Source organism: Cupriavidus sp. CPT47-8839-RL05A (genome assembly GCF_058792255.1).
Window position 1 is genome coordinate 1 of sequence record NZ_JBYTEG010000032.1, and the last position, 21,297, is coordinate 21,297.

Here is a 21,297-nt window from a genome sequence, read left to right on the forward strand (position 1 = left end):
ATTGCGGCTTGCGGTTTACAACTGCTTCGGCGGCTAACAATGAAAAATGCCGTTCAGTCTTAACTGAACGGCATTACCCCCTTCGGGGCGCTTTTTCTATTTCTGCCGGCCTTACGCGCGCACCGAGACGGGTGGCGCATCGTGCGCAAGCGGCTTGCCGGCGTCTGGCGCCGGGCCGCAGCCCGGGCCGCATTACGGCCCGGTTACCGAATAGGTGAAGCGTATCCGTTACAATGCCGGGGTCTTTGCCGGACCTCGCGCGAGTGCGCCGGTGCCGCTTCCACGTCACGCTGAAACGCTGCCAACCGCATGAAACTGTTCGCCTGGATCGTCCGCATCGTCGTATTCGTGCTGCTGTTCGTGCTGGCGCTGCGCAATACCGCCGAAGCCTCGCTGCAGCTGTTCTTCAATGCCGTCTGGCATGCCCCGCTGATCCTGATCCTGTTCGCGGCCTTCGTGCTCGGCGCGGTCGCGGCACTGGCATCGATCGCGCCCAACCTGATGCGCCAGCGCATGGAGCTTGCCCGGCTGCGCCGCGCCCTGGCCGATGCCGGCGCGCAGGCGAGCGCGTCAGCGGCATCGCCGCCGTCGCCAACCTCGGCAGCAGCCGCCGCGCCGCGCGACGGCAAGCCTGTTCCCTATAACGTAGTCGGCCCGAAGGTCTGATCCATGATGTTTGAAACCTGGTGGCTGCTGGCGCTGCCACTTGTCTTTGGCCTTGGCTGGATGGCGGCGCGCTTCGATGTGCGCCAGCTGATCAGCGAGCAGGGCGCCTTGCCGCGCTCGTATTTCAAGGGCCTCAACTTCCTGCTCAACGAGCAACCCGACAAGGCCATCGACGCCTTTATCGAGGTCGCGCGGCTGGACCCGGAAACCACCGAGCTGCACTTCGCGCTGGGCGCGCTGTTCCGCCGCCGCGGCGAAACCGAGCGTGCCATCCGCGTGCACCAGAACCTGGCGACCCGCCCCGACCTGCCCGAGCCCGAGCGCGAGCATGCCTTGTTTGAACTGGGCGAGGACTTCCTGCGCGCCGGCCTGCTGGACCGTGCCGAGGAATCGCTGCGCCGGCTGATGTCGGGCCCGTACGCGGCGTCGGCCAAGCGCGTGCTGCTTGAGCTCTACGAAGTGGAGAAGGAGTGGCAGAAGGCGATCGAGGCCGCGCGCGAGCTGCAGACGCTGGAGCAGACCAGCTACAGCCTGCAGATTGCCCAGTTCTGCTGCGAGCTGGCGCAGGACGCGCTGCAGCGCAAGCGCCCCGAAGATGCGGTGAAGTGGCTCAACCAGGCCGTTGCCGAGAATCCTGCCAACGTGCGCGCCCCGATCCTGCTGGGCGACGTGGCCGCGGCCGCGGGCGACGCCCGCGCGGCGCTTGGCCACTGGCTTGGCATCGAGCGGCAGGATGCATCCTTCCTGCCGCTGGTGGCGGACCGCGTGGTCAAGGCCTACGCCAGCCTGCAGGAGGAGGGCGCCGCGCTGGAATGGCTGCGCGGCCTGCTCAAGGGCAAGCTGGCGCCGGAGGTGCTCGATACCGCCTACAAGGCGGAACTGGACGTGAACGGCCCGGAAGCCGCCGCGCGCCTGATGCGCGAACAGCTGCGCCGCCAGCCCACGCTGCTGGCGCTGACCAAGTATTTCGAGGCGCAGGCGGCGGTGGTCACGGCCGGCGCCCCGTCCGCGCAGCCGGCGGGTGCCGATGCCCCGGCAGAGGGTGCCGACGGCAACGACGGCAATGGCGAGCAAGCGCAGGAAACCACGGCCATCCGTGACCTGCTGCAGCTGCGCACGCGCAACCTCGCGCGCTACACCTGCCGCGAGTGCGGCTTCCGCGCCCGGCTTTTCTATTGGCAATGCCCGGGTTGCAACCGCTGGGAAACCTATGCCCCGCGGCGCTCCGAGACGCTCGGCTGAGCCCGGGCGGCCTGTGCAACAGAATTGAATTGACGCTATGAAAGTCACCATCATCGGCAGCGGCTATGTCGGCCTTGTCACCGGCGCCTGCCTGGCGGAACTTGGCAACGACGTGTTCTGCCTGGACCTGGACGAGCAGAAGATCGCGCTGCTTAACGCAGGCGGCGTGCCGATCTACGAGCCGGGCCTGCAGGAGCTGATCCAGCGCAACCGTGCCGCCGGGCGGCTGACCTTTTCCACCGACGTGGCGGCCAGCGTCGAGCACGCCGATGTGCAGTTCATCGCCGTGGGCACGCCCCCGGACGAAGACGGCTCTGCCGACCTGAAGTACGTGTTGGCGGCGGCGCGCAATATCGGCCGCCATATGACCGGCTTCAAGGTCGTGGTCGACAAGTCCACCGTGCCGGTGGGTACCGGCGACCGCGTGGCCGCCACGATCCGCGCGGAGCTGGCCGCGCGCAGCCTGGAGGACCTGCAGTTCTCGGTGGTGTCGAACCCCGAGTTCCTGAAGGAGGGCGCCGCGGTCGAGGACTTCATGCGCCCGGACCGCATCGTGCTGGGCTGCAGCGCCGACGTCGCCGGCCGCCACGCGCAGGCCACCATGCGCCAGCTTTACGCGCCGTTCAACCGGCACCACGAGCGCACCTTCTACATGGACGTGCGCTCGGCCGAGTTCACCAAGTACGCCGCCAATTCGATGCTGGCCACGCGCATCTCGTTCATGAACGAGCTGGCCAACCTGGCCGACGAGGTCGGCGCCGATATCGAACTGGTGCGCATGGGCATCGGATCGGACCCGCGCATCGGCTACAGCTTCCTGTATGCCGGCGCCGGCTATGGCGGTTCATGCTTTCCCAAGGACGTGCAGGCGCTGATGCGCACTGCCGCCGACCATGGCAAGCCGATGCGCGTGCTGGAGGCGGTGGAATCGGTCAACGGCGCGCAGAAACGCGTATTGGGCGACAAGGTCGTGCGCCGCTTCGGCGATGACCTGAGCGGGCGCACCTTTGCCGTGTGGGGCCTGGCCTTCAAGCCCAATACCGACGACATGCGCGAAGCGCCGTCGCGCGTGCTGGCGCGCGAACTGGTGTCGCGCGGCGCGTCGCTGCGCATGCACGACCCAGTGTCGATGGCCGAAGCCCGGCGCGTGCTGGATGCCGACCTGGCCGACCTGCCGGGCGGCGCCGCGCGCGTGAGTTTCCACGAGAACCAGATGGATGCGCTGGACGGCGCCGACGCGCTGGTGATCGTGACTGAATGGAAGGTGTTCCGCAGCCCCGACTTCGGCCAGATCAAGCGGCGCCTGAAGGCCCCGGTGATCTTCGACGGGCGCAACCTGTATGAGCCCGAGGCCATGGTCGAGACCGGCGTGGAGTACCACGCCATCGGCCGCCCGACCCGGCAGGCCGTGAACGAATGAGGCGCCGGCGGGTCAACGGACTCATCAACCGATAAGCTAACGCGGCGGCCGCGGCCGTCGCGATATTGCCAAGGATCTTCATGAACAAGACCGTCATTCCGCAGGAGCAGATCCGGCAGTCCCATATCCTGGTGGTCGGCGACATGATGCTGGACCGCTACTGGTTCGGCGATGTGGAGCGCATCTCGCCGGAAGCACCGGTGCCGGTGGTGCAGGTCAAGCGCAGCGACGAGCGCCTGGGCGGCGCCGCCAACGTGGCCCGCAACGCCGCGGCGCTGGGCGCACGCGTGGGCATGCTGGGCGTGGTCGGCGACGACGAGCCGGCCCGCACGCTTGAAGCGCTGCTGGGCGAGAGCCATGTGCAGCCCTACCTGCACCGCGATCCCAAGCTCAACACCACCATCAAGCTGCGCGTGGTGGCGCACCAGCAGCAGTTGCTGCGCGTGGATTTCGAGAGCGCGCCGGCGCATGAAGTGCTGGCCGCGGTACAGGACCGTTTCCTGGCCCTGATCAACGACTACCAGGTGCTGGTGCTGTCCGATTACGGCAAAGGCGGCCTGACCCACGTCACGCGCATGATCGACGCCAGCCGCGCGGCCGGGCGCAAGGTGCTGATCGACCCCAAGGGCGACGACTACTCGCGCTACCGCGGCGCCACCCTGATCACCCCCAACCGGGCCGAGATGCGTGCCGTGGTCGGCGCCTGGAAGACCGAGGCCGACCTGACCATCCGCGCGCAGAACCTGCGCCGCGGGCTGCAGCTTGAGGCGCTGTTGCTGACGCGCTCGGAAGAGGGCATGACGCTCTACACCGAGGCCGAGGTGCTGCACGTCTCCGCCCAGGCGCGCGAGGTCTATGATGTATCGGGTGCGGGCGATACCGTGATCGCCACGCTCGCCACCATGCTGGGTGCCGGCGTGCCGCTCAAGGAAGCCGTGCAGCATGCCAATCGTGCCGGCGCCATCGTGGTGGGCAAGCTTGGTACCGCCGTCGTCTCTTATTCTGAATTGTTCGGCGCCGCCCCGTGAGGCGTGGCGCCCCCATCCTGATCCGACCATGACCATCATCGTCACCGGCGCCGCTGGCTTTATCGGCAGCAACCTCGTCAAAGGCCTGAACGACCGCGGCGAGACCAACGTCATCGCTGTCGACAACCTGACCCGTGCCGACAAGTTCCACAACCTGGTCGACTGCGAGATCTCCGACTACCTGGACAAGCAGGACTTCCTCGCGCGCTTTGCCCGCGGCGAGTTCGGCAAGGTGCGGGCGGTATTCCATGAAGGCGCGTGCTCCGACACCATGGAGACCGACGGCCGCTACATGATGGAGAACAACTACCGTTACACGCTGTCTCTGATGGAGAGCTGCCTGGAACAGGGCACGCAGTTCCTGTATGCGTCGTCGGCGGCTACCTACGGTGCTTCGCAGGTGTTCCGCGAAGACCGCGAGTTCGAGCGCCCGCTGAACGTGTACGGCTACTCCAAGTTCCTGTTCGACCAGATCGTGCGGCGCCGGCTGCCGTCGGCGCTGTCGCAGATCGTGGGCTTCCGCTACTTCAACGTGTACGGCCCGCGTGAAACGCACAAGGGCCGCATGGCCTCGGTCGCCTTCCACAACTTCAACCAGTTCCGCGCCGACGGCACGGTGAAGCTGTTCGGCGAGTACGGTGGCTATGCCCCCGGCATGCAGAGCCGCGACTTCATCTCGGTCGAGGACGTGGTCAAGGTCAACCTGCACTTCTTCGACCATCCGGACAAGTCCGGCATCTTCAACCTCGGCACCGGCCGCGCGCAGCCGTTCAACGACATCGCCGCCACCGTGGTCAACACCCTGCGCGAGGCCGAAGGCAAGCCGCGCCTGTCGCTCGATGAACTGGTGCAGGAAGGCCTGCTCGAGTACGTCAAGTTCCCCGATGCGCTGCGCGGCAAGTACCAGTGCTTTACGCAGTCGGATGTGTCGAAGCTGCGCAGCGCCGGCTACAGCGAGCCGTTCCTGTCCGTCGAGGAAGGCGTGGCGCGCTACTGCCGCTGGCTGATCGAACGCGCCGGCTGACAATCGGCGCGCAGCCGGCCGACACGCTTTCGTGCGGCCGGTGTCAACTTTTGTTGCCGCATGGGCCGCCGCTGCGGCCCGCCCCTATCCTGACCTGACCTCGCCGCCCCGGCGGGGGTGGTACCTCAGACCATCCACAGGAAAGGAGAGCCTTCATGTTCAAGCATTGGGTCCGGCAACTTGCCCGGCGTTTTTCCCTGGTTTCCTTCGCTGCAACCATCTGCCTGTTCGCTGGCGGTGCCGCGCATGCCGCCATCGATGTCAACACGGCGGACGAGGCGGCGCTGACCTCGGTCAAGGGCGTGGGAGCCGCCACCGCCCGCAACATCATCGACGAACGCAACAAGCGTGGGCCCTACAAGGACGCCGCGGACCTGGCCGAGCGCGTCAGCGGCATCGGGCCAAAGTCCGTGGCGAAGCTGCAGGACGCTGGCCTCGCCATTGGCCCGAAGGGAGCCGCAGCAGCGGCGCCGGCAGCGGCGGCGGTCCCGGCCCCAGCCAAAGCCGGTAAGGCAGCGCCCACGGCGGCCGCGAAGCCGGCGCGCTAGCAGGCGCATGGGCTGGCGCCCGGCTGCCGCGTGGCCGGGCGCTCTCCTTGCTGGTATGGGTTGTGCTAGACCCTTGCCGCTTCGCACGCCCCGTGGCGGCGGAGTATCATGCGGACGCCGCGCCGGCAGGATCTGCCGCGCGCGGCTGCCGACAGGCACGCATCTACCAAACAACCAGGCACAAACGCGGCGGCCGCCGACCAGGCGGCCAGCCCGGACCACAGGGAGCAGAACAGTATGGCGAATGGCGAGGACGCGGGATTCCTGCCGCAATGGCGGCTCAAGACCGAAGGCGTGATCGGGCCGGATGAGCGGCTGCCCGCCGGGCAGACGCTGCTGGCCGGCATCCAGCACGTGGTGGCGATGTTCGGCTCGACCGCCATTGCACCGATCCTGATGGGTTTCAACCCGAATATCGCCATCCTGTTTTCCGGCATCGGCACGCTGATCTTCTTCCTGTGCGTGCGCGGGCGGGTGCCGAGCTATCTTGGCTCCAGCTTCGCCTTCATCGCCGTGGTGATCGCCGCCACTGGCTACGCGGGCAGCGGCCCCAACCTCAATATCCCGGTGGCGCTGGGCGGCATCATCGCCGCCGGTGCGCTGTACACGGTGATCGGCCTGATCGTGCAGGCGGTGGGCTACGCCTGGGTCGAAAAGCTGATGCCACCGGTGGTGACCGGGGCCATCGTCGCGGCGATCGGGCTGAACCTGGCCCCGGTGGCGGTCAAGGCAGTCAGCGGCGCGGCCCTCGATACCTGGGTGGGCCTGCTGACGGTGGTGGCCGTGGGGCTGGTGGCGGTGCGTGCGCCCGGCATGATCGGGCGCCTGCCGGTGCTGATCGGCGGCCTGGCCGGCTACCTCGCCTACTACCTGGGCACCAACGTGATGGGGCTGGGCAAGCCGATCGACTTCTCCAGCGTGGCTGCGGCCAGCTGGTTCGGGCTGCCGGCGTTCACCGCACCGACCTTCGAGTTAAGCGCCATGCTGCTGATCGCCCCGGTGGCGATTGTGCTGGTGGCGGAGAACCTGGGCCATATCAAGGCCATCGGCGTGATGACCGGGCGCAACCTGGACCCGTATATCGGCCGTGCCTTTATCGGCGACGGCATCGCGACCATGCTGTCGGCCAGCGGCGGCGGCACCGGCGTGACCACTTATGCCGAGAACATGGGCGTGATGGCGGTCACCAAGATCTACTCGACGCTGATCTTCGTGGTCGCGGCCGCGGTGGCCATCCTGCTGGGCTTCTCGCCCAAGTTCGGTGCACTGATCCTGACCATCCCGGGTCCGGTGATCGGCGGGCTGACCATCGTCGTGTTCGGCCTGATCGCGGCGACGGCGGGCCGGATCTGGGTGCAGAACAAGGTGGACTTCTCCAGCTCGCGCAACCTGATCACGGTCGGCGCCACGCTGACCGTGGCCGCCGGCGACCTGACGCTGAAACTGGGCGGCATGACGCTGGGCGGCATCGGCACCGCCACCTTCGGCTGCATCCTGCTGTACCACCTGCTGGGCGAAGGCAACCACGAAGAGGGCTGAGCCAGGGCAGGATGGGCGCAGGCGGGTGGGTGGCAGCGTAAATCCCGCCTGCCGGCGAGGGATAGGTGTCTGGATTACAATGGCCGGCGAATTGGAATCCCCCGTTTGCGACCCCCTTTCGCGACCCCTCGCTCCATGGCCTACAAGACAATTGAAGACACCATCGGCAATACGCCGCTGGTCAGACTGCAGCGCATCCCCGGTGCCGCCAACGACGCGCGCGGCAATGTGATCCTCGGCAAGCTCGAAGGCAACAACCCGGCCGGTTCGGTCAAGGACCGCCCCGCGGTGTCGATGATCGCCCGGGCCGAGGCGCGCGGGCGCATCAAGCCGGGCGACACCCTGATCGAGGCGACTTCCGGCAATACCGGCATCGCGCTGGCCATGGCGGCCGCCATCCGCGGCTACAAGATGGTGCTGATCATGCCCGAGGACCTGAGCCTCGAGCGCCGCCAGAGCATGGCGGCCTATGGTGCCGAGATCATCCTGACCCCGGTCAAGGGCGGCATGGAGTACGCGCGCGACCTGGCGGATTCGATGGAACGCGACGGCAAGGGCGTGATTCTCGACCAGTTCGCCAACCCGGACAACCCGCAGGCGCACTACGAGGGCACCGGGCCGGAGATCTGGCGCGATACCGACGGCCGCATCACCCACTTCGTTTCGGCGATGGGCACCACCGGCACCATTACCGGCGTGTCGCGCTACCTGAAGGAACAGAACCCGGAGATCCAGGTCATCGGCGCGCAGCCAGCCGAAGGCTCGCGCATCCCGGGCATCCGCAAGTGGCCCGAGGCGTATCTGCCCAAGATCTACGATGCCAGCTACATCGACCGCACCGAGCCGGTGAGCCAGGGCGATGCCGAGCACATGGCGCGGCGCATGGCGTCCGAAGAGGGCATCTTCTGCGGCATTTCGGCCGCGGGCGCGCTCTGCGTGGCGCTGCGCATTGCCGAGGAAGTGGAGAACGCCACTATCGTCTTCGTGGTGTGCGACCGCGGCGACCGCTACCTGTCGACCGGCGTGTTCCCGGCGTGACCTGAACCGGTGCCAACAAGAAAGGCCTCGCAAATGCGAGGCCTTTCTTGCTTTGGCGGGCAGCTGGCGTCAGCCCATCGCCGCCTTGACCGCCTCGCCCAGCTGGTACACCGCCAGCGCATAGAAGAAGCTGCGGTTGTAGCGCGTCAGCACGTAGAAGTTGCGCAGGCCGAGCAGGTACTCCGTGGGCTGGTCGGGGGTGGGCAAGTCCACCACCAGCACGCCGGTCTCGCCTTCGCGCGCGGGGTCGATCGGCTCGTCCACGCGCAGGCCGGCGCGGGTCAGCTGGTTGAGCGTGCGCGTTGGCCACGGCTCGCCGTCGGCCGCCGCGGTGGCGACACCCAGGCTGCCGGCGTCGCCGGCAATGCGCCACACCACCGGGCGGCCCGGCTCCCAGCCGTGCAGCTGGAGGAAGCGCGCGACACTGCCGATGGCATCGGTAGGGCTGTTGCGCAGGTCGATGCGGCCGTTGTTGTCGTAGTCGATGGCGTATTCGCGCAGGCTGGTCGGCATGAACTGCGGGATGCCGATCGCGCCCGCGAAGGAGCCCAGCACCGAGTACACGTCGGTGCGGGTGTCGCGGCACCACAGCAGGTAGTCGGCCAGCTGGTTGCGGAACAGCGTGGTGCGGGCTTCGCGGTTGGGCGTGTCCGGGTAGTCGAAGGCGAGCGTGGACAGCGAATCGAGCACGCGGAAGGTGCCCATGTCGCGGCCATAGATGGTTTCCACGCCGATGATGCCGACGATGACCGATGCCGGCACGCCGAACTCGGCTTCGGCGCGGCGCAGCGTGTCGCGGTTGTCCTGCCAGAAGCGCACGCCCGCGTTGATGCGGATCGGCTCGATAAAGCGCGAGCGGTAGGTGCGCCAGCTTTTGCGGCCGGTGGTGGCGGGCGGCATGATCAGGCGCACCACGGTGGCGGAATAGACCGCCTGGCCAAACCACTCCTGCAGCATGCCACGGTCAAGGCGGTGGCGGGCCACCATCTCGTCGATAAATGCGCGGGTCTGCGGATTGTCGCGGTAGCGGCCGGGTTCGATCTCTTCCTCGCGCATGCTGACGCGGCGCTTGCCCGCGGCGAGCAGGCTGGGGGAGAGGCCGCAGAGTCCGAGTGCGGCAGCGGAAAGCGCGGCGCCCAGCAGGGGGCGTCGCAGTGAGCGCTGGGTGTCGGTCATGATGTCCTTTGCAAGTCGCACCGAGTATAGCGGATGCCACTGCGGCAACTATGGGCAAGCCGTCACGACATCGCGCGCCGGCGCCGCTGGGTGGCTTGGGCTGGCGTGTGCTAACGTAGCGATTGGAGACAACATCGCGACGATAAGAGATGCCGACAGGCTATTACACGCACCCCGAGTTCCAGCGGCACGAGATGGGGCATTTCCATCCGGAGTGCCCGGAACGCCTTCAGGCGATCGAGGATCACCTGATTTCGCACGGCCTGGACGGGCTGCTGGAGCGCCGCGAAGCCCCGCCCGCCACGCGCGAGCAGCTTGAGCGCGTGCACCGGCCCGACTATGTCGATTCGCTCGAACGCGCCAGCCCGGCCAGCGGCTATCACGCGATCGATCCGGATACCTCGATGAACTCGCACACGCTCGCCGCCGCCACGCTGGCCGCGGGCGCGGCGGTAGCGGCCACCGATGCGGTGATTGCGGGCGAGTTCGAGAACGCGTTCTGCTGCGTGCGCCCGCCCGGCCACCACGCCGAGCCTGACCGCGCGATGGGCTTCTGCTTCTACAACAACGTCGCCATCGCCGCGCGCCACGCGCTGCGGGCGCACGGGTTGGAGCGCGTGGCCATCATCGATTTCGACGTGCACCACGGCAACGGCACCGAAGCGGCATTCCGTGGCGACGAGCAGGTGATGATGTGCAGCATCTTCCAGCACCCGTTCTATCCGTACAGCGGCACCGAGCATCTTGCTCCCAATATGGTCAACATCCCGCTGCCGGCCTATACCAACGGCATGGCCGTGCGCGAAGTGGTCGAGACCATCTGGCTGCCGCGGCTCAATGAGTTCCGCCCGCAGATGCTGTTTATCTCCGCCGGCTTTGACGCGCACCGCGAGGACGACCTGGGCCAGATGGGCCTGGTGGAGCAGGACTACGCCTGGATCACCGGCCAGCTGGTGGACGTTGCGCGCGCCCATGCACAGGGCCGCATCGTCAGCTGCCTGGAGGGGGGCTACAACCTGAGCGCGCTGGGCCGCAGCGTGCTGGCGCACCTGAAGGTGCTGCTGGAACGATAGGAGAGCATGGCCATGGCCGAGAACGATGCGCGCGTGGACGCGCCGCTGCTGACCGAAACGCGCGATGCCGCGGGCGTGGTGCGACTGACCATGAATCGGCCGCAGGCGTTCAATGCGCTGTCAGAAACGCTGCTCGACGCGCTGACCGGCGCTCTCGGCCGGCTGGCGTCGGACCACACCGTGCGCGTGGTGGTGCTGGCTGGCGCCGGCAAGGCCTTCTGCGCCGGGCACGACCTGCGCGAGATGCGGGCCTCGCCGTCGCACGACTACTACCGGCGCCTGTTCGACCGCTGCACGCGCATGATGATGGCGATCCAGAAGATGCCGCAGCCGGTGCTTGCGCGCGTGCAGGGCATCGCCACGGCGGCGGGCTGCCAGCTGGTGGCCATGTGCGACCTTGCGGTGGCCGCCGACGATGCGCGCTTTGCGGTGTCCGGCGTCAACCTGGGCCTGTTCTGCTCGACGCCCGGGGTGGCGTTGTCGCGCAACCTGCATCGCAAGCAGGCGATGGAGATGCTGCTGACCGGCGACATGATCGACGCCGAAACCGCCCGCGAGCGCGGGCTGGTGAACCGGGTGGTGCCCGCTGGCCAGCTCGACGAAGAGGTGGTGCGCCTGGCCGCCAGCATCTGCGCCAAGCCGGCCGCCGCGGTGGCCGCCGGCAAGGGCCTGTTCTACCGCCAGCTGGAAATGGGCATCGAGGCCGCCTACCAGCTCGCCGGCCAGACCATGGCCTGCAACATGATGGACGAGTCGGCGCTGGAGGGGGTGCAGGCCTTCATTGACAAGCGCTCGCCGTCCTGGCGTGGCTCATAGGCGACTTTTTGGGCGTTTATATGCCGGGAGCGTATAAAGACATCGGTAAAAAGTCGTTTATGGTATGAAGCGAATCGCATAAAATACGCGCTTCAGAAAAATAACGAGCGGCAACAGCGCTGGAGATCCCTCGCCTGTTGCCGTTTTCTTTTGGTCACCTTTCCATGATCGAACTGCAAGGACTGTCGCAGCGCTTCCCGGGCGCGTCTGGCGACGTGCATGCATTGCGGGACGTCAGCCTGTCGATAGCGGCGGGCGAGGTCTTCGGCATTATCGGCCGCAGCGGCGCCGGCAAGAGCACGCTGGTACGCGCCATCAACCTGTTGAACCGGCCCTCGAGCGGCCGCGTGATCGTCGCGGGCCAGGAACTGACCGCGCTGGACACGGGCGCGCTGCGCCTGGCACGCCGCGAGATCGGCATGATCTTCCAGCACTTCAACCTGCTGTCTTCGCGCACGGTGTATGAGAACGTGGCGCTGCCGCTGGAACTGGCCGGCAAGCCCAAGGCCGAGATCGCCGCGACGGTGCTGCCGCTGCTGGACCTGGTGGGCCTGTCGGCGTTGAAGGACCGCTATCCGGCGCAGATCAGCGGCGGGCAGAAGCAGCGCGTGGGCATTGCGCGTGCGCTGGCCAGCAAGCCCAAGGTGCTGCTGTCGGACGAGGCCACTTCCGCGCTGGACCCCGAAACCACCCGCTCCATCCTGGATCTGCTCAAGCAAATTAACCGCGACCTGGGCCTGACCATCGTGATGATCACGCACCAGATGGAAGTCATCAAGCAGGTCTGCGACCGCGTGGCCGTGCTTGAAGCCGGCCAGGTGGTGGAGACCGGGCGCGTGATCGACGTATTCCTGCGCCCGCAGCACGACGTCACCCGCGCCATGATCGGCGACGTCATCTCGCAGGAACTGCCGGCCAGCGTGCTCAAGCGCGTGGAAAGCCGGCTGGGCAACGGGCGCGACCACGTCTACCGCCTTGCCTTCACCGGCGAGGGCGTGGACCAGCCGGTGCTGGCCCAGGCGATCCGCCGCTACGGGCTGGACTTCAATATCCTGCATGGCCATATCGACGAGATCCAGGGCCAGGCCTTCGGCTCGCTGGCGATCATGGCCACGGGCGAACTGGCCGACGTGAAGGCGGCGATGGAATACCTGCAGGCGCAAGGCGTCGTGGTGGAGGAGTTCGAGCATGTGGTCTGAAATGTTTGACCTGTTCCTGACCTCGTTCAACGAGACCCTGCTGATGGTGGCGATCTCGGGCGTGGTCGGCTCGTTGCTGGGCGTGCCGCTGGGCGTGCTGCTGCACCTGACCAACCGCGGCGGCGTGTTGTCGCATCCGCTGTTCAACCGCAGCATCGGCGTGGTGGTCAATGCGGTGCGCTCGATCCCGTTCATCATCCTGTTGGTGGTGGTGATCCCGTTCACGCGCTTTATCGTCGGGTCGTCGATCGGCACCACCGCGGCGATCGTGCCGCTGACCATCGCGGCGATCCCGTTTATCGCGCGCCTGGTGGAAAGCGCGCTGCGCGAGGTCGACAAGGGCCTGGTCGAGGCCGCCCAGTCGATGGGCGCCACCACCCGCCAGATCGTGTGGAAGGTGCTGCTGCCCGAGGCCATGCCCGGCATCGTCGCCGGCCTGACCATCACCTTTGTCAGCCTGGTCGGCTATTCGGCCATGGCCGGCGCGATCGGCGGCGGCGGCCTGGGCGACCTGGGCATCCGCTACGGCTACCAGCGCTATATCACCGAGGTCATGGTGGCGGTGGTGGTGATCCTGATCGTGTTCGTGCAGGCCGTGCAGAGTTTCGGCGACTGGCTTGTCCGCCGCATCAGCCACCGCTAGTCAGCCACTGCCCAAGCCAATTATTTTCTGAAACAGGAACGCATATCATGCAACGTCGCAACCTGCTGCAATGGATTCTCGGCGCCGCGATCGGCGCAACGCTGGCCACTGGCGCCGTCGCCCAGGAAAAGCCGATCAAGATCGGCGTGACCGGCGGCCCGCACGCCCAGATCATGGAACAGGTGAAGAAGGTCGCCGCCAAGGACGGCCTGAACATCCAGGTGGTCGAGTTCAGCGACTACATCCAGCCCAACGCCGCGCTGGCTGCCGGCGACCTGGACGCCAACAGCTACCAGCACCTGCCGTACCTGGAAGCCCAGATCAAGGACCGCGGCTACAAGTTCGCGCATATCGCCTATACCGTGACCTTCCCGATGGGCGTGTACTCCAAGAAGATCAAGTCGCTCGACCAGCTCAAGCAGGGCGCGCGCGTGGGCGTGCCCAACGATCCCACCAACGGCGGGCGCGGCCTGTTGCTGCTGCAGAGCAAGGGCGTGATCAAGCTCAAGCCCAACGCCGGCCTGAAGGCCACGCCGCTGGACATCGTCGAGAACCCGAAGAAGATCCGCATCGTCGAGCTGGACGCCGCGCAGCTGCCGCGCTCGCTGGATGACCTGGATGCCGCCGCCATCAACGGCAACTACGCGGAATCGGCCGGCCTGTCGCCCGTCAAGGACGCCATCGCCATCGAAGGCCCGAAGGGTCCGTATGCCAACCTGATCGCGATCCGCGAGGCCGACAAGAGCAAGCCCTGGGTGGCCAAGCTGGTGAAGGCCTACCATTCGCCGGAAATCAAGCAATACGTCACATCGACCTTCAAGGACTCGGTCATTACCGCCTGGTAAGCCGGCGTCACTTTGAGGTTTTCATCCAATCAGACGATGCCCGCAAGCCCCGGTTTGCGGCACAATCGCTGGACGGCTGGGATCTGCCGGGCTATGCCCGGCATCATTTTGCCGATAAAATAGTACGATCGTTCGAAAAACAGGAGAGCCGCCAACCCGGTGGTTATAATGACGAGCGAACAATATTTCTGACTATCAGCTATCAGTGGAGTGAGCGCATGAAAGTACTCGTCGCAGTCAAGCGGGTGGTGGATTACAACGTCAAGGTCCGCGTCAAGCCGGACGGCAGTGGCGTCGATCTGGCCAACGTGAAGATGAGCATGAACCCCTTCGACGAAATCGCCGTGGAAGAGGCCGTGCGCCTGAAGGAAGCCGGCGTTGCCACCGAAGTGATCGCCGTCTCGTGCGGTGTCACGCAGTGCCAGGAAACCCTGCGCACCGCGATGGCCATCGGTGCCGACCGCGGCATCCTGGTGGAATCGAACGAAGACCTGCAACCGCTGGCCGTGGCCAAGCTGCTGAAGGCGCTGATCGACAAGGAACAGCCGCAACTGGTGATCCTGGGCAAGCAGGCCATCGACGACGACTCCAACCAGACTGGCCAGATGGTGGCCGCGCTCGCCGGCCTGCCGCAAGCCACGTTTGCCTCGAAGGTGTTGGTTGCCGATGGCAAGGCCTCGGTGACGCGTGAAGTCGATGGCGGCCTGGAAACGCTGTCGCTCAAGCTGCCGGCCGTGGTCACGACCGACCTGCGCCTGAACGAGCCGCGCTACGTGACGCTGCCGAACATCATGAAGGCCAAGAAGAAGCAGCTCGATACCGTCAAGCCGGAAGACCTCGGCGTCGACGTCAAGCCGCGCCTGTCGACCCTGAAGGTGGTCGAGCCTGCCAAGCGCAGCGCGGGTGTGATGGTGCCGGACGTCGCGACGCTGGTGCAGAAGCTGAAGAACGAAGCCAAGGTTATCTGAGCGCGGGGGAGAAATAACATGACTGCACTCGTCATTGCTGAACACGACAATCAATCCATCAAGGCCGCCACGCTGAACACCGTGACTGCCGCTGCCCAGTGCGGCGGCGACGTGCACGTGCTGGTGGCTGGTGCCAACGCCAAGGCCGCGGCCGATGCCGCCGCCAAGATCGCCGGCGTGACCAAGGTCCTGCTGGCCGACGCCCCTTACTTCGGTGACGGCTTGGCCGAGAACGTGGCCGAGCAGGCGCTGGCCATCGCCAACGACTACTCGCACATCCTGGCTCCGGCCACCCCGTACGGCAAGAACATCCTGCCGCGCGTGGCTGCCAAGCTGGACGTGGCCCAGATCTCGGAAATCTCCAAGGTCGACGCCCCGGACACGTTCGAGCGCCCGATCTACGCCGGCAACGCCATTGCCACGGTCAAGTCGGAAGACAAGATCAAGGTCATCACCGTGCGCGGCACCGCCTTTGACGCCGCCGCAGCCGAAGGTGGCTCGGCTGCCGTCGAGACCCTGCCGGCCGTGGCCGACGCAGGCGTTTCGCAGTTTGTTTCGCGCGAAGTGGCCAAGAGCGACCGTCCGGAACTGACCGCCGCCAAGATCATCGTCTCGGGTGGCCGTGGCGTGGGTTCGGGCGAGAACTACACCAAGGTGCTGACGCCGCTGGCCGACAAGCTGGGCGCCGCGCTGGGTGCCTCGCGCGCCGCCGTGGACGCCGGCTTCGTGCCGAACGACTACCAGGTCGGCCAGACCGGCAAGATCGTCGCGCCGCAGCTGTACATCGCCGTCGGCATCTCCGGCGCGATCCAGCACCTGGCCGGCATGAAGGACTCCAAGGTGATCGTCGCGATCAACAAGGATGCCGAAGCCCCGATCTTCTCCGTGGCCGACTACGGCCTGGTGGGCGACCTGAACACCGTGGTGCCGGAGCTGGTGGCAGCACTGGGCTGATGCCTTGCCGGCCGCCAGGCGGCCGGCACTGGTAGCAAGTACGAGCCGTTCCGGGGGTGACCCGCGAACGGCTTTTTCATACATGTTGGGAGACATCGATGACTTACCGTGCGCCGATCAAGGACATGCTGTTCGTCATGAACGAGCTGGCCGGGCTAGAGGCCGTGAGCAAACTGCCGGGCTTCGAGGAAGCCACGCCGGAAACGGCCGAGGCAGTGCTGGACGAGGCCGCCAAGTTCAACGAGCAGGTCGTCGCGCCGCTGAACCGCGCCGGCGACCTGGACCCGAGCAGCTGGAAGGACGGCGTGGTCACCACCACGCCCGGCTTCAAGGAGGCCTTCCGCCAGTTCGGCGAGGGCGGCTGGCAGGGCGTGCTGCATCCGCAGGAGTTTGGCGGCCAGGGCCTGCCCAAGCTGGTCGCCACCGCCTGCAACGAGATGCTGAACACCGCGAACCTGTCGTTCGCGCTGTGCCCGCTGCTGACCGATGGTGCCATCGAAGCGCTGCTGACGGCCGGCACGGATGAGCAGAAGGCCACCTTCCTGCCCAAGCTGATCTCGGGCGAGTGGACCGGCACCATGAACCTGACCGAGCCGCAGGCCGGCTCGGACCTGGCCGCGGTGCGCACCCGCGCCGAGCCGCAGGGCGACGGCACCTACAAGGTGTTCGGCACCAAGATCTTCATCACCTACGGCGAGCATGACATGGCGAAGAACATCGTCCATCTCGTGCTGGCGCGCACGCCCACCGCGCCCGAGGGCGTCAAGGGCATCTCGCTGTTCATCGTGCCGAAGTTCATGGTCAACGCCGACGGCAGCACCGGTGAGCGCAACGACGTGCATTGCGTCTCGATCGAGCACAAGCTGGGCATCAAGGCGAGTCCCACGGCCGTGCTGCAGTTCGGCGACCATGGCGGCGCCACCGGCACGCTGGTCGGCGAAGAGAACCGTGGCCTCGAGTACATGTTCATCATGATGAACTCGGCACGCTTCTCGGTCGGCATGCAGGGCATCGCCGTGTCCGAACGCGCCTACCAGCAGGCGGTGGCCTTTGCGCGCGAGCGCGTGCAGAGCCGCCCGGTCGATGGTTCGGCGCGCGAGGCGGTGACCATCATCCACCACCCGGACGTCAAGCGCATGCTGATGACCATGCGCGCGCTGACCGAAGGCGCGCGCGCCGTGGCCTACGTGGCCGCGGCCGCCAGCGACGCGGCGCACCAGCATCCCGAAGAAGCGGTGCGCCAGCAGAACCAGGCCTTCTATGAGTTCCTGGTGCCGGTGGTGAAGGGCTGGAGCACCGAGCTGTCGATCGATGTCACCAGCCTGGGCGTGCAGGTGCACGGCGGCATGGGCTTTATCGAGGAAACCGGCGCGGCGCAGCACTACCGCGATGCGCGCATCCTGCCGATCTACGAAGGCACCACGGCAATCCAGGCCAACGACCTGATCGGCCGCAAGACCGTACGCGACGGCGGCGCCGTGGCGCGTGCGATCTGTGCGCAGATCGCCGAGACCGAGGCTGCGCTGGGCAAGCACAGCTGCGCCGGGTTCACCGCGGTACAGGCGCAACTGGCCAAGGGCCGCGCGGCGCTGGAAGACGTGGTGGCGTTTGTCGTGGCCAATGCCAAGTCGGACCCGAACGCCGTCTTTGCCGGCAGTGTGCCTTACCTGAAGCTGTGCGGCATCGTGTTCTCTGGCTGGCAGTTCGGTCGTGCGATGCTGGCCGCCGATGCGAAGCGGGCCGAGGATCCGGGCTTTTATGACGCCAAGATCGCCACCGCGCATTTCTTTGCGGAGCACATCCTGTCGCAGGCGTCGGCTTTGCGCGATGCCATCGTCAGTGGTGCGGCACCGGTGAATGCGATGACGGCCGAGCAGTTCTGAGCGGCCTGACAGTCGCCGGAAAGAAGAAGGGCGGCCCCGCGGGGTCGCCCTTTTTGCTTATCGAGGCAGCGCCTGCTTCAGGCAGTGGCCGGCCTGGGCGCCAGGCGATGGCGCGCCGGCTTCAGGTAGCGGCCCACCGACAGGTCGTCGGCGCGGATCGCCGGCGAGGTGCCCGAGACCAGGTCCGAGAGCAGCTTGCCCGAGCCGCAGGCCATGGTCCAGCCGAGCGTGCCGTGGCCGGTGTTCAGCCACAGGCCGCGCACCTGGGTCGGGCCCACGATCGGCGTGCCATCCGGCGTCATCGGGCGCAGGCCGGTCCAGAAGGTGGCCTGGCTGACATCGCCGGCGCCCGGGAACAGGTCGGTGACCACGTGTTCGAGCGTGCGGCGCTTGGCCGGATCCAGGCTGCGGTCATAGCCGACGATCTGCGCCATGCCGCCCACCCGGATGCGGTCGTCGAAGCGGGTGATGGCAACCTTGTAGGTTTCGTCCAGAACGGTGGACACCGGGCTGCGCGACGGATCGCTCAGCGGCACCGTGATCGAGAAGCCCTTGAGCGGATACACCGGCAGGTTGGACATGCCATGCAGGAACGGCTTGACCAGTTGCGTCGACCAGCTGCCCAGCGCCACCACCACCAGGTCGGCATCCATCGGCTGGCCGTCGACCACGGCGCCGGTGACGGCATCGCCCTGGGTCATCAAGCTGTCGATCGAGCGGTTGTACAGGAGTTTCACGCCCAGCAGCTCGGCCATGCCCGCGAGCCGTTGCGTAAACAGCGCGCAGTCGCCGGTTTCATCGTTGGGGAGGCGCAGGCCGCCGGCCAGCTTGTGGCGGACGGCGGCCAGCGCCGGTTCGCTCGCGGCGAGTTCCTCGCGCGAAAGCAACTGGTAAGGCACGCCGGCTTCTTCCAGCACGGCGATGTCCTTGGCCGCGCCTTGCAGCTGCTCGTCGGTGCGGAACACCTGCAGCGTGCCTTGCTGGCGGCCTTCATAAGCGATGCCCGTCTCCGCGCGCAGCGCGCGGATGCAGTCGCGGCTGTATTCGGCCAGCCGCACCATGCGCTCCTTGTTGACGGCGTAGCGTTCGGCGCTGCAGTTCTGCAGCATCTGCCACATCCATTGCAGCTGGAACAGCGTGCCGTCCGGACGGATGCTGAGCGGCGCGTGTTCCTGGAACATCCACTTGATCGCCTTCAGCGGTACGCCCGGCGCCGCCCACGGCGACGCATAGCCGGGCGAGATCTGCCCCGCGTTGGCAAAGCTGGTGCCGAGCGCGGGCCCGGCCTCGCGGTCGACGACGGTCACTTCGTGACCGGCCTTGGCCAGATACCACGCACTGGTGACGCCAATAACGCCGCTGCCTAGTACGAGAACGCGCATGTCCGGGGGCTCCAACTGCGGTGACAAGTTGATAAAGGATTTATCTCTATACTATTGAATCCAATCCAGTCATTGTTATCGAATTTCTCAGGAAAACAGGAAAAACTCATGAGAACGAGTCGCCAGCCCATGCGCACCCTCGACCGGCTCGACCGCAAGATCCTGACGGCGCTGCAGAGCGACGGCCGGATGTCGATGAAGGACCTGGCCGAGGCGGTCGGCCTGACCATCACGCCCTGCATCGAGCGCGTCAAGCGCCTGGAGCGCGATGGTGTCATCATGGGCTACTACGCGCGGCTGAACCCGGCGCTGCTGGGCAGCGCGCTGCTGGTGTTCGTCGAGATCTCGCTGGGCAACAAGTCGGGCAATATGTTCGAGCAGTTCCGGCGCGAAGTGCTGCGTATCCCGGAAGTGCTGGAATGTCACCTGGTATCGGGCGATTTCGACTACCTGATCAAGGCGCGCATCCGCGAGATCGGTGAATACCGCCGGCTGCTGGGCGACATCCTGCTGCAGCTGCCCGGCGCAGCGCAGTCGAAAAGCTATGTGGTGATGGAAGAGATCAAGGAGACGCTGGCGATTTCCGTCGAGGAGAAGAGCCAGGCAGTGTGACCAAGGCCAGCATGGAGCGCCCCCCGCCAAAACCCAAGCCCGCCAGCAGCCGCCCGACGCGGCCCGACGCCGACCCCGACGCGCTCGCGCCGCAGGCAGGCCCGCGGCCGCCCGTGGCGCGCAAGGGCCGGGGCGCCGTGAGCAACCTGCAGGGGCGTTTCGAGCGCGACCTGCGTGAAGCGTTCGACGATGGCTGGGGCAGTGCACCGGAAGAGGCGCCGCGTACCACCGAAGCCGCACCGTCGCCGGAGGCAGCCCCGCTGCCGCCGCTGCGCACGGAAGTCCATATCGAGCGCGCCCGTTCGGTCCTGACGCGCAATGCATCGCCCGACATCCCGTTCGATGTCTCGCTCAACCCCTACCGCGGTTGCGAGCACGGCTGCATCTACTGCTTCGCCCGGCCGACGCACGCCTACCTGGAGCTGTCGCCGGGGCTGGACTTTGAAACGCAGCTTTATGCCAAAACCAACGCCGCCGAGCGGCTGCGCGAGGCGCTGGCACGGCCGTCGTACCGCTGCGAGACCATCGCGCTGGGCGTCAACACCGACGCCTACCAGCCGATCGAGCGCGAACAGCGCATCACGCGCGGCGTGCTGGAGGTGCTGAACGAGTGCGACCACCCGGTGGCGCTGATTACCAAGTCGTCTCTGATCGAGCGCGATATCGACCTGCTCGCGCCGATGGCGGCGAAGCGGCTGGCGGTGGCGGCGGTCACCATCACCACGCTGGACGCCGGTATCGCGCGCACGCTGGAGCCGCGCGCGGCCACGCCGTCACGCCGGCTGCGCACCATCCGCACGCTGACCGACGCCGGCATCCCGGTGGGTGTGAGCATCGCCCCGGTGGTCCCGTTCATCACCGAACCCGACCTGGAGCGTGTATTGGAAGCGGCGCACGAAGCGGGCGCCGTCTATGCAAACTACATCGTGCTGCGGCTGCCCTGGGAAGTGCGGCCGCTGTTCGAGGAATGGCTGCTGGCGCATTTTCCCGAGCGCGCGGAACGGGTGATGAACCGCGTGCGCGACATGCGCGAGGGCAAAGCCTACGATGCCAGCTTTGCCTCGCGCATGCGCGGTACGGGCGTGTGGGCGGACTTGCTGCGTCAGCGTTTCTACAAGGCCGCCGAACGGCTAGGGTTTCGTTACAACCGGTTCGAGCTGGATACGTCGCGTTTCCGCCCGCCAGTCAGGGGGCCCCGCGGCAAGGACGATCCGCAGGGTTCGCTGTTCTGAGTCTTCCGG

20 protein-coding genes are annotated in these 21,297 nt (G+C 66.8%); 18 read left to right on the forward strand and 2 right to left on the reverse strand.

Features of this window, described 5'->3' with window-relative positions; genetic code table 11:
- Window positions 1-309: 309 nt before the first annotated feature.
- From AC3WVS_RS29035 to cysM, 8 genes are all read left to right on the forward strand, one after another.
- Entirely contained in the window at window positions 310-666 is a 357-nt protein-coding gene (locus tag AC3WVS_RS29035; RefSeq protein ID WP_010812952.1) for a LapA family protein, read from the forward strand.
- A gap of 3 nt (window positions 667-669) precedes the next feature.
- The gene (lapB, locus tag AC3WVS_RS29040) at window positions 670-1,908 is read left to right on the forward strand and encodes a lipopolysaccharide assembly protein LapB (RefSeq protein ID WP_492321409.1); all 1,239 of its coding nucleotides are present in this window, start codon (window positions 670-672) and stop codon (window positions 1,906-1,908) included.
- A gap of 37 nt (window positions 1,909-1,945) precedes the next feature.
- A complete protein-coding gene (locus tag AC3WVS_RS29045) occupies window positions 1,946-3,328 on the forward strand; it encodes a UDP-glucose dehydrogenase family protein (RefSeq protein ID WP_492321410.1) in 1,383 nt (460 codons plus the stop codon).
- 80 nt (window positions 3,329-3,408) lie between these two features.
- Window positions 3,409-4,356 (forward strand): D-glycero-beta-D-manno-heptose-7-phosphate kinase, encoded by a 948-nt coding sequence (rfaE1, locus tag AC3WVS_RS29050; RefSeq protein ID WP_010812949.1) that lies wholly within the window; start codon window positions 3,409-3,411, stop codon window positions 4,354-4,356.
- Between the two features lie 28 nt (window positions 4,357-4,384).
- Window positions 4,385-5,380 carry an ADP-glyceromanno-heptose 6-epimerase gene (gene rfaD, locus AC3WVS_RS29055; protein WP_010812948.1) on the forward strand — a complete coding sequence of 332 codons (996 nt, stop codon included), beginning with the start codon at window positions 4,385-4,387 and terminating at the stop codon, window positions 5,378-5,380.
- Between the two features lie 155 nt (window positions 5,381-5,535).
- Window positions 5,536-5,928 carry a ComEA family DNA-binding protein gene (locus AC3WVS_RS29060; RefSeq protein WP_492321411.1) on the forward strand — a complete coding sequence of 131 codons (393 nt, stop codon included), beginning with the start codon at window positions 5,536-5,538 and terminating at the stop codon, window positions 5,926-5,928.
- A 237-nt stretch (window positions 5,929-6,165) separates the two neighbouring features.
- Window positions 6,166-7,467 carry a solute carrier family 23 protein gene (locus AC3WVS_RS29065; protein ID WP_011614702.1) on the forward strand — a complete coding sequence of 434 codons (1,302 nt, stop codon included), beginning with the start codon at window positions 6,166-6,168 and terminating at the stop codon, window positions 7,465-7,467.
- A 135-nt stretch (window positions 7,468-7,602) separates the two neighbouring features.
- Window positions 7,603-8,505: a cysteine synthase CysM gene (gene cysM, locus AC3WVS_RS29070; RefSeq protein ID WP_010812945.1), complete on the forward strand. Its 903-nt coding sequence runs from the start codon at window positions 7,603-7,605 to the stop codon at window positions 8,503-8,505.
- Window positions 8,506-8,574: 69 nt separating this feature from the next.
- Here the strand turns inward: cysM and mltB are convergent, their stop codons facing one another.
- Complete coding sequence (mltB, locus tag AC3WVS_RS29075) at window positions 8,575-9,681, reverse strand: lytic murein transglycosylase B (RefSeq protein WP_340523979.1); 1,107 nt, start codon at window positions 9,679-9,681, stop codon at window positions 8,575-8,577.
- A 149-nt stretch (window positions 9,682-9,830) separates the two neighbouring features.
- Between mltB and AC3WVS_RS29080 the strand changes: the two genes are divergently transcribed.
- From AC3WVS_RS29080 to AC3WVS_RS29115, 8 genes are all read left to right on the forward strand, one after another.
- The gene (locus AC3WVS_RS29080) at window positions 9,831-10,754 is read left to right on the forward strand and encodes a histone deacetylase family protein (RefSeq protein ID WP_010812943.1); all 924 of its coding nucleotides are present in this window, start codon (window positions 9,831-9,833) and stop codon (window positions 10,752-10,754) included.
- Between the two features lie 12 nt (window positions 10,755-10,766).
- The gene (locus tag AC3WVS_RS29085) at window positions 10,767-11,570 is read left to right on the forward strand and encodes an enoyl-CoA hydratase (RefSeq protein WP_492321412.1); all 804 of its coding nucleotides are present in this window, start codon (window positions 10,767-10,769) and stop codon (window positions 11,568-11,570) included.
- 164 nt (window positions 11,571-11,734) lie between these two features.
- Window positions 11,735-12,769 (forward strand): methionine ABC transporter ATP-binding protein, encoded by a 1,035-nt coding sequence (locus AC3WVS_RS29090; protein WP_492321413.1) that lies wholly within the window; start codon window positions 11,735-11,737, stop codon window positions 12,767-12,769.
- The gene (locus tag AC3WVS_RS29095) at window positions 12,759-13,412 is read left to right on the forward strand and encodes a methionine ABC transporter permease (RefSeq protein WP_010812940.1); all 654 of its coding nucleotides are present in this window, start codon (window positions 12,759-12,761) and stop codon (window positions 13,410-13,412) included. The genes AC3WVS_RS29090 and AC3WVS_RS29095 overlap by 11 nt, the downstream gene beginning before the upstream one ends.
- Window positions 13,413-13,459: 47 nt before the next feature.
- Window positions 13,460-14,257, forward strand: coding sequence for a MetQ/NlpA family ABC transporter substrate-binding protein (locus AC3WVS_RS29100; RefSeq protein ID WP_492321414.1), 798 nt, complete (start codon window positions 13,460-13,462; stop codon window positions 14,255-14,257).
- 218 nt (window positions 14,258-14,475) lie between these two features.
- On the forward strand, window positions 14,476-15,225 hold the full coding sequence (locus AC3WVS_RS29105) for an electron transfer flavoprotein subunit beta/FixA family protein (protein WP_492321415.1): 750 nt from the start codon (window positions 14,476-14,478) through the stop codon (window positions 15,223-15,225).
- Between the two features lie 18 nt (window positions 15,226-15,243).
- Window positions 15,244-16,179: an electron transfer flavoprotein subunit alpha/FixB family protein gene (locus AC3WVS_RS29110; protein WP_010812937.1), complete on the forward strand. Its 936-nt coding sequence runs from the start codon at window positions 15,244-15,246 to the stop codon at window positions 16,177-16,179.
- A gap of 98 nt (window positions 16,180-16,277) precedes the next feature.
- Window positions 16,278-18,062 carry an acyl-CoA dehydrogenase gene (locus AC3WVS_RS29115; RefSeq protein ID WP_492321416.1) on the forward strand — a complete coding sequence of 595 codons (1,785 nt, stop codon included), beginning with the start codon at window positions 16,278-16,280 and terminating at the stop codon, window positions 18,060-18,062.
- 77 nt (window positions 18,063-18,139) lie between these two features.
- Here the strand turns inward: AC3WVS_RS29115 and AC3WVS_RS29120 are convergent, their stop codons facing one another.
- A complete protein-coding gene (locus tag AC3WVS_RS29120; protein WP_492321417.1) occupies window positions 18,140-19,444 on the reverse strand; it encodes a D-amino acid dehydrogenase in 1,305 nt (434 codons plus the stop codon).
- A 108-nt stretch (window positions 19,445-19,552) separates the two neighbouring features.
- Between AC3WVS_RS29120 and AC3WVS_RS29125 the strand changes: the two genes are divergently transcribed.
- Both AC3WVS_RS29125 and AC3WVS_RS29130 read left to right on the forward strand, forming a co-directional pair.
- Complete coding sequence (locus tag AC3WVS_RS29125; protein ID WP_010812934.1) at window positions 19,553-20,056, forward strand: Lrp/AsnC ligand binding domain-containing protein; 504 nt, start codon at window positions 19,553-19,555, stop codon at window positions 20,054-20,056.
- Between the two features lie 11 nt (window positions 20,057-20,067).
- A complete protein-coding gene (locus AC3WVS_RS29130; RefSeq protein WP_492321443.1) occupies window positions 20,068-21,288 on the forward strand; it encodes a PA0069 family radical SAM protein in 1,221 nt (406 codons plus the stop codon).
- The last annotated feature ends 9 nt before the right edge of the window (window positions 21,289-21,297 follow it).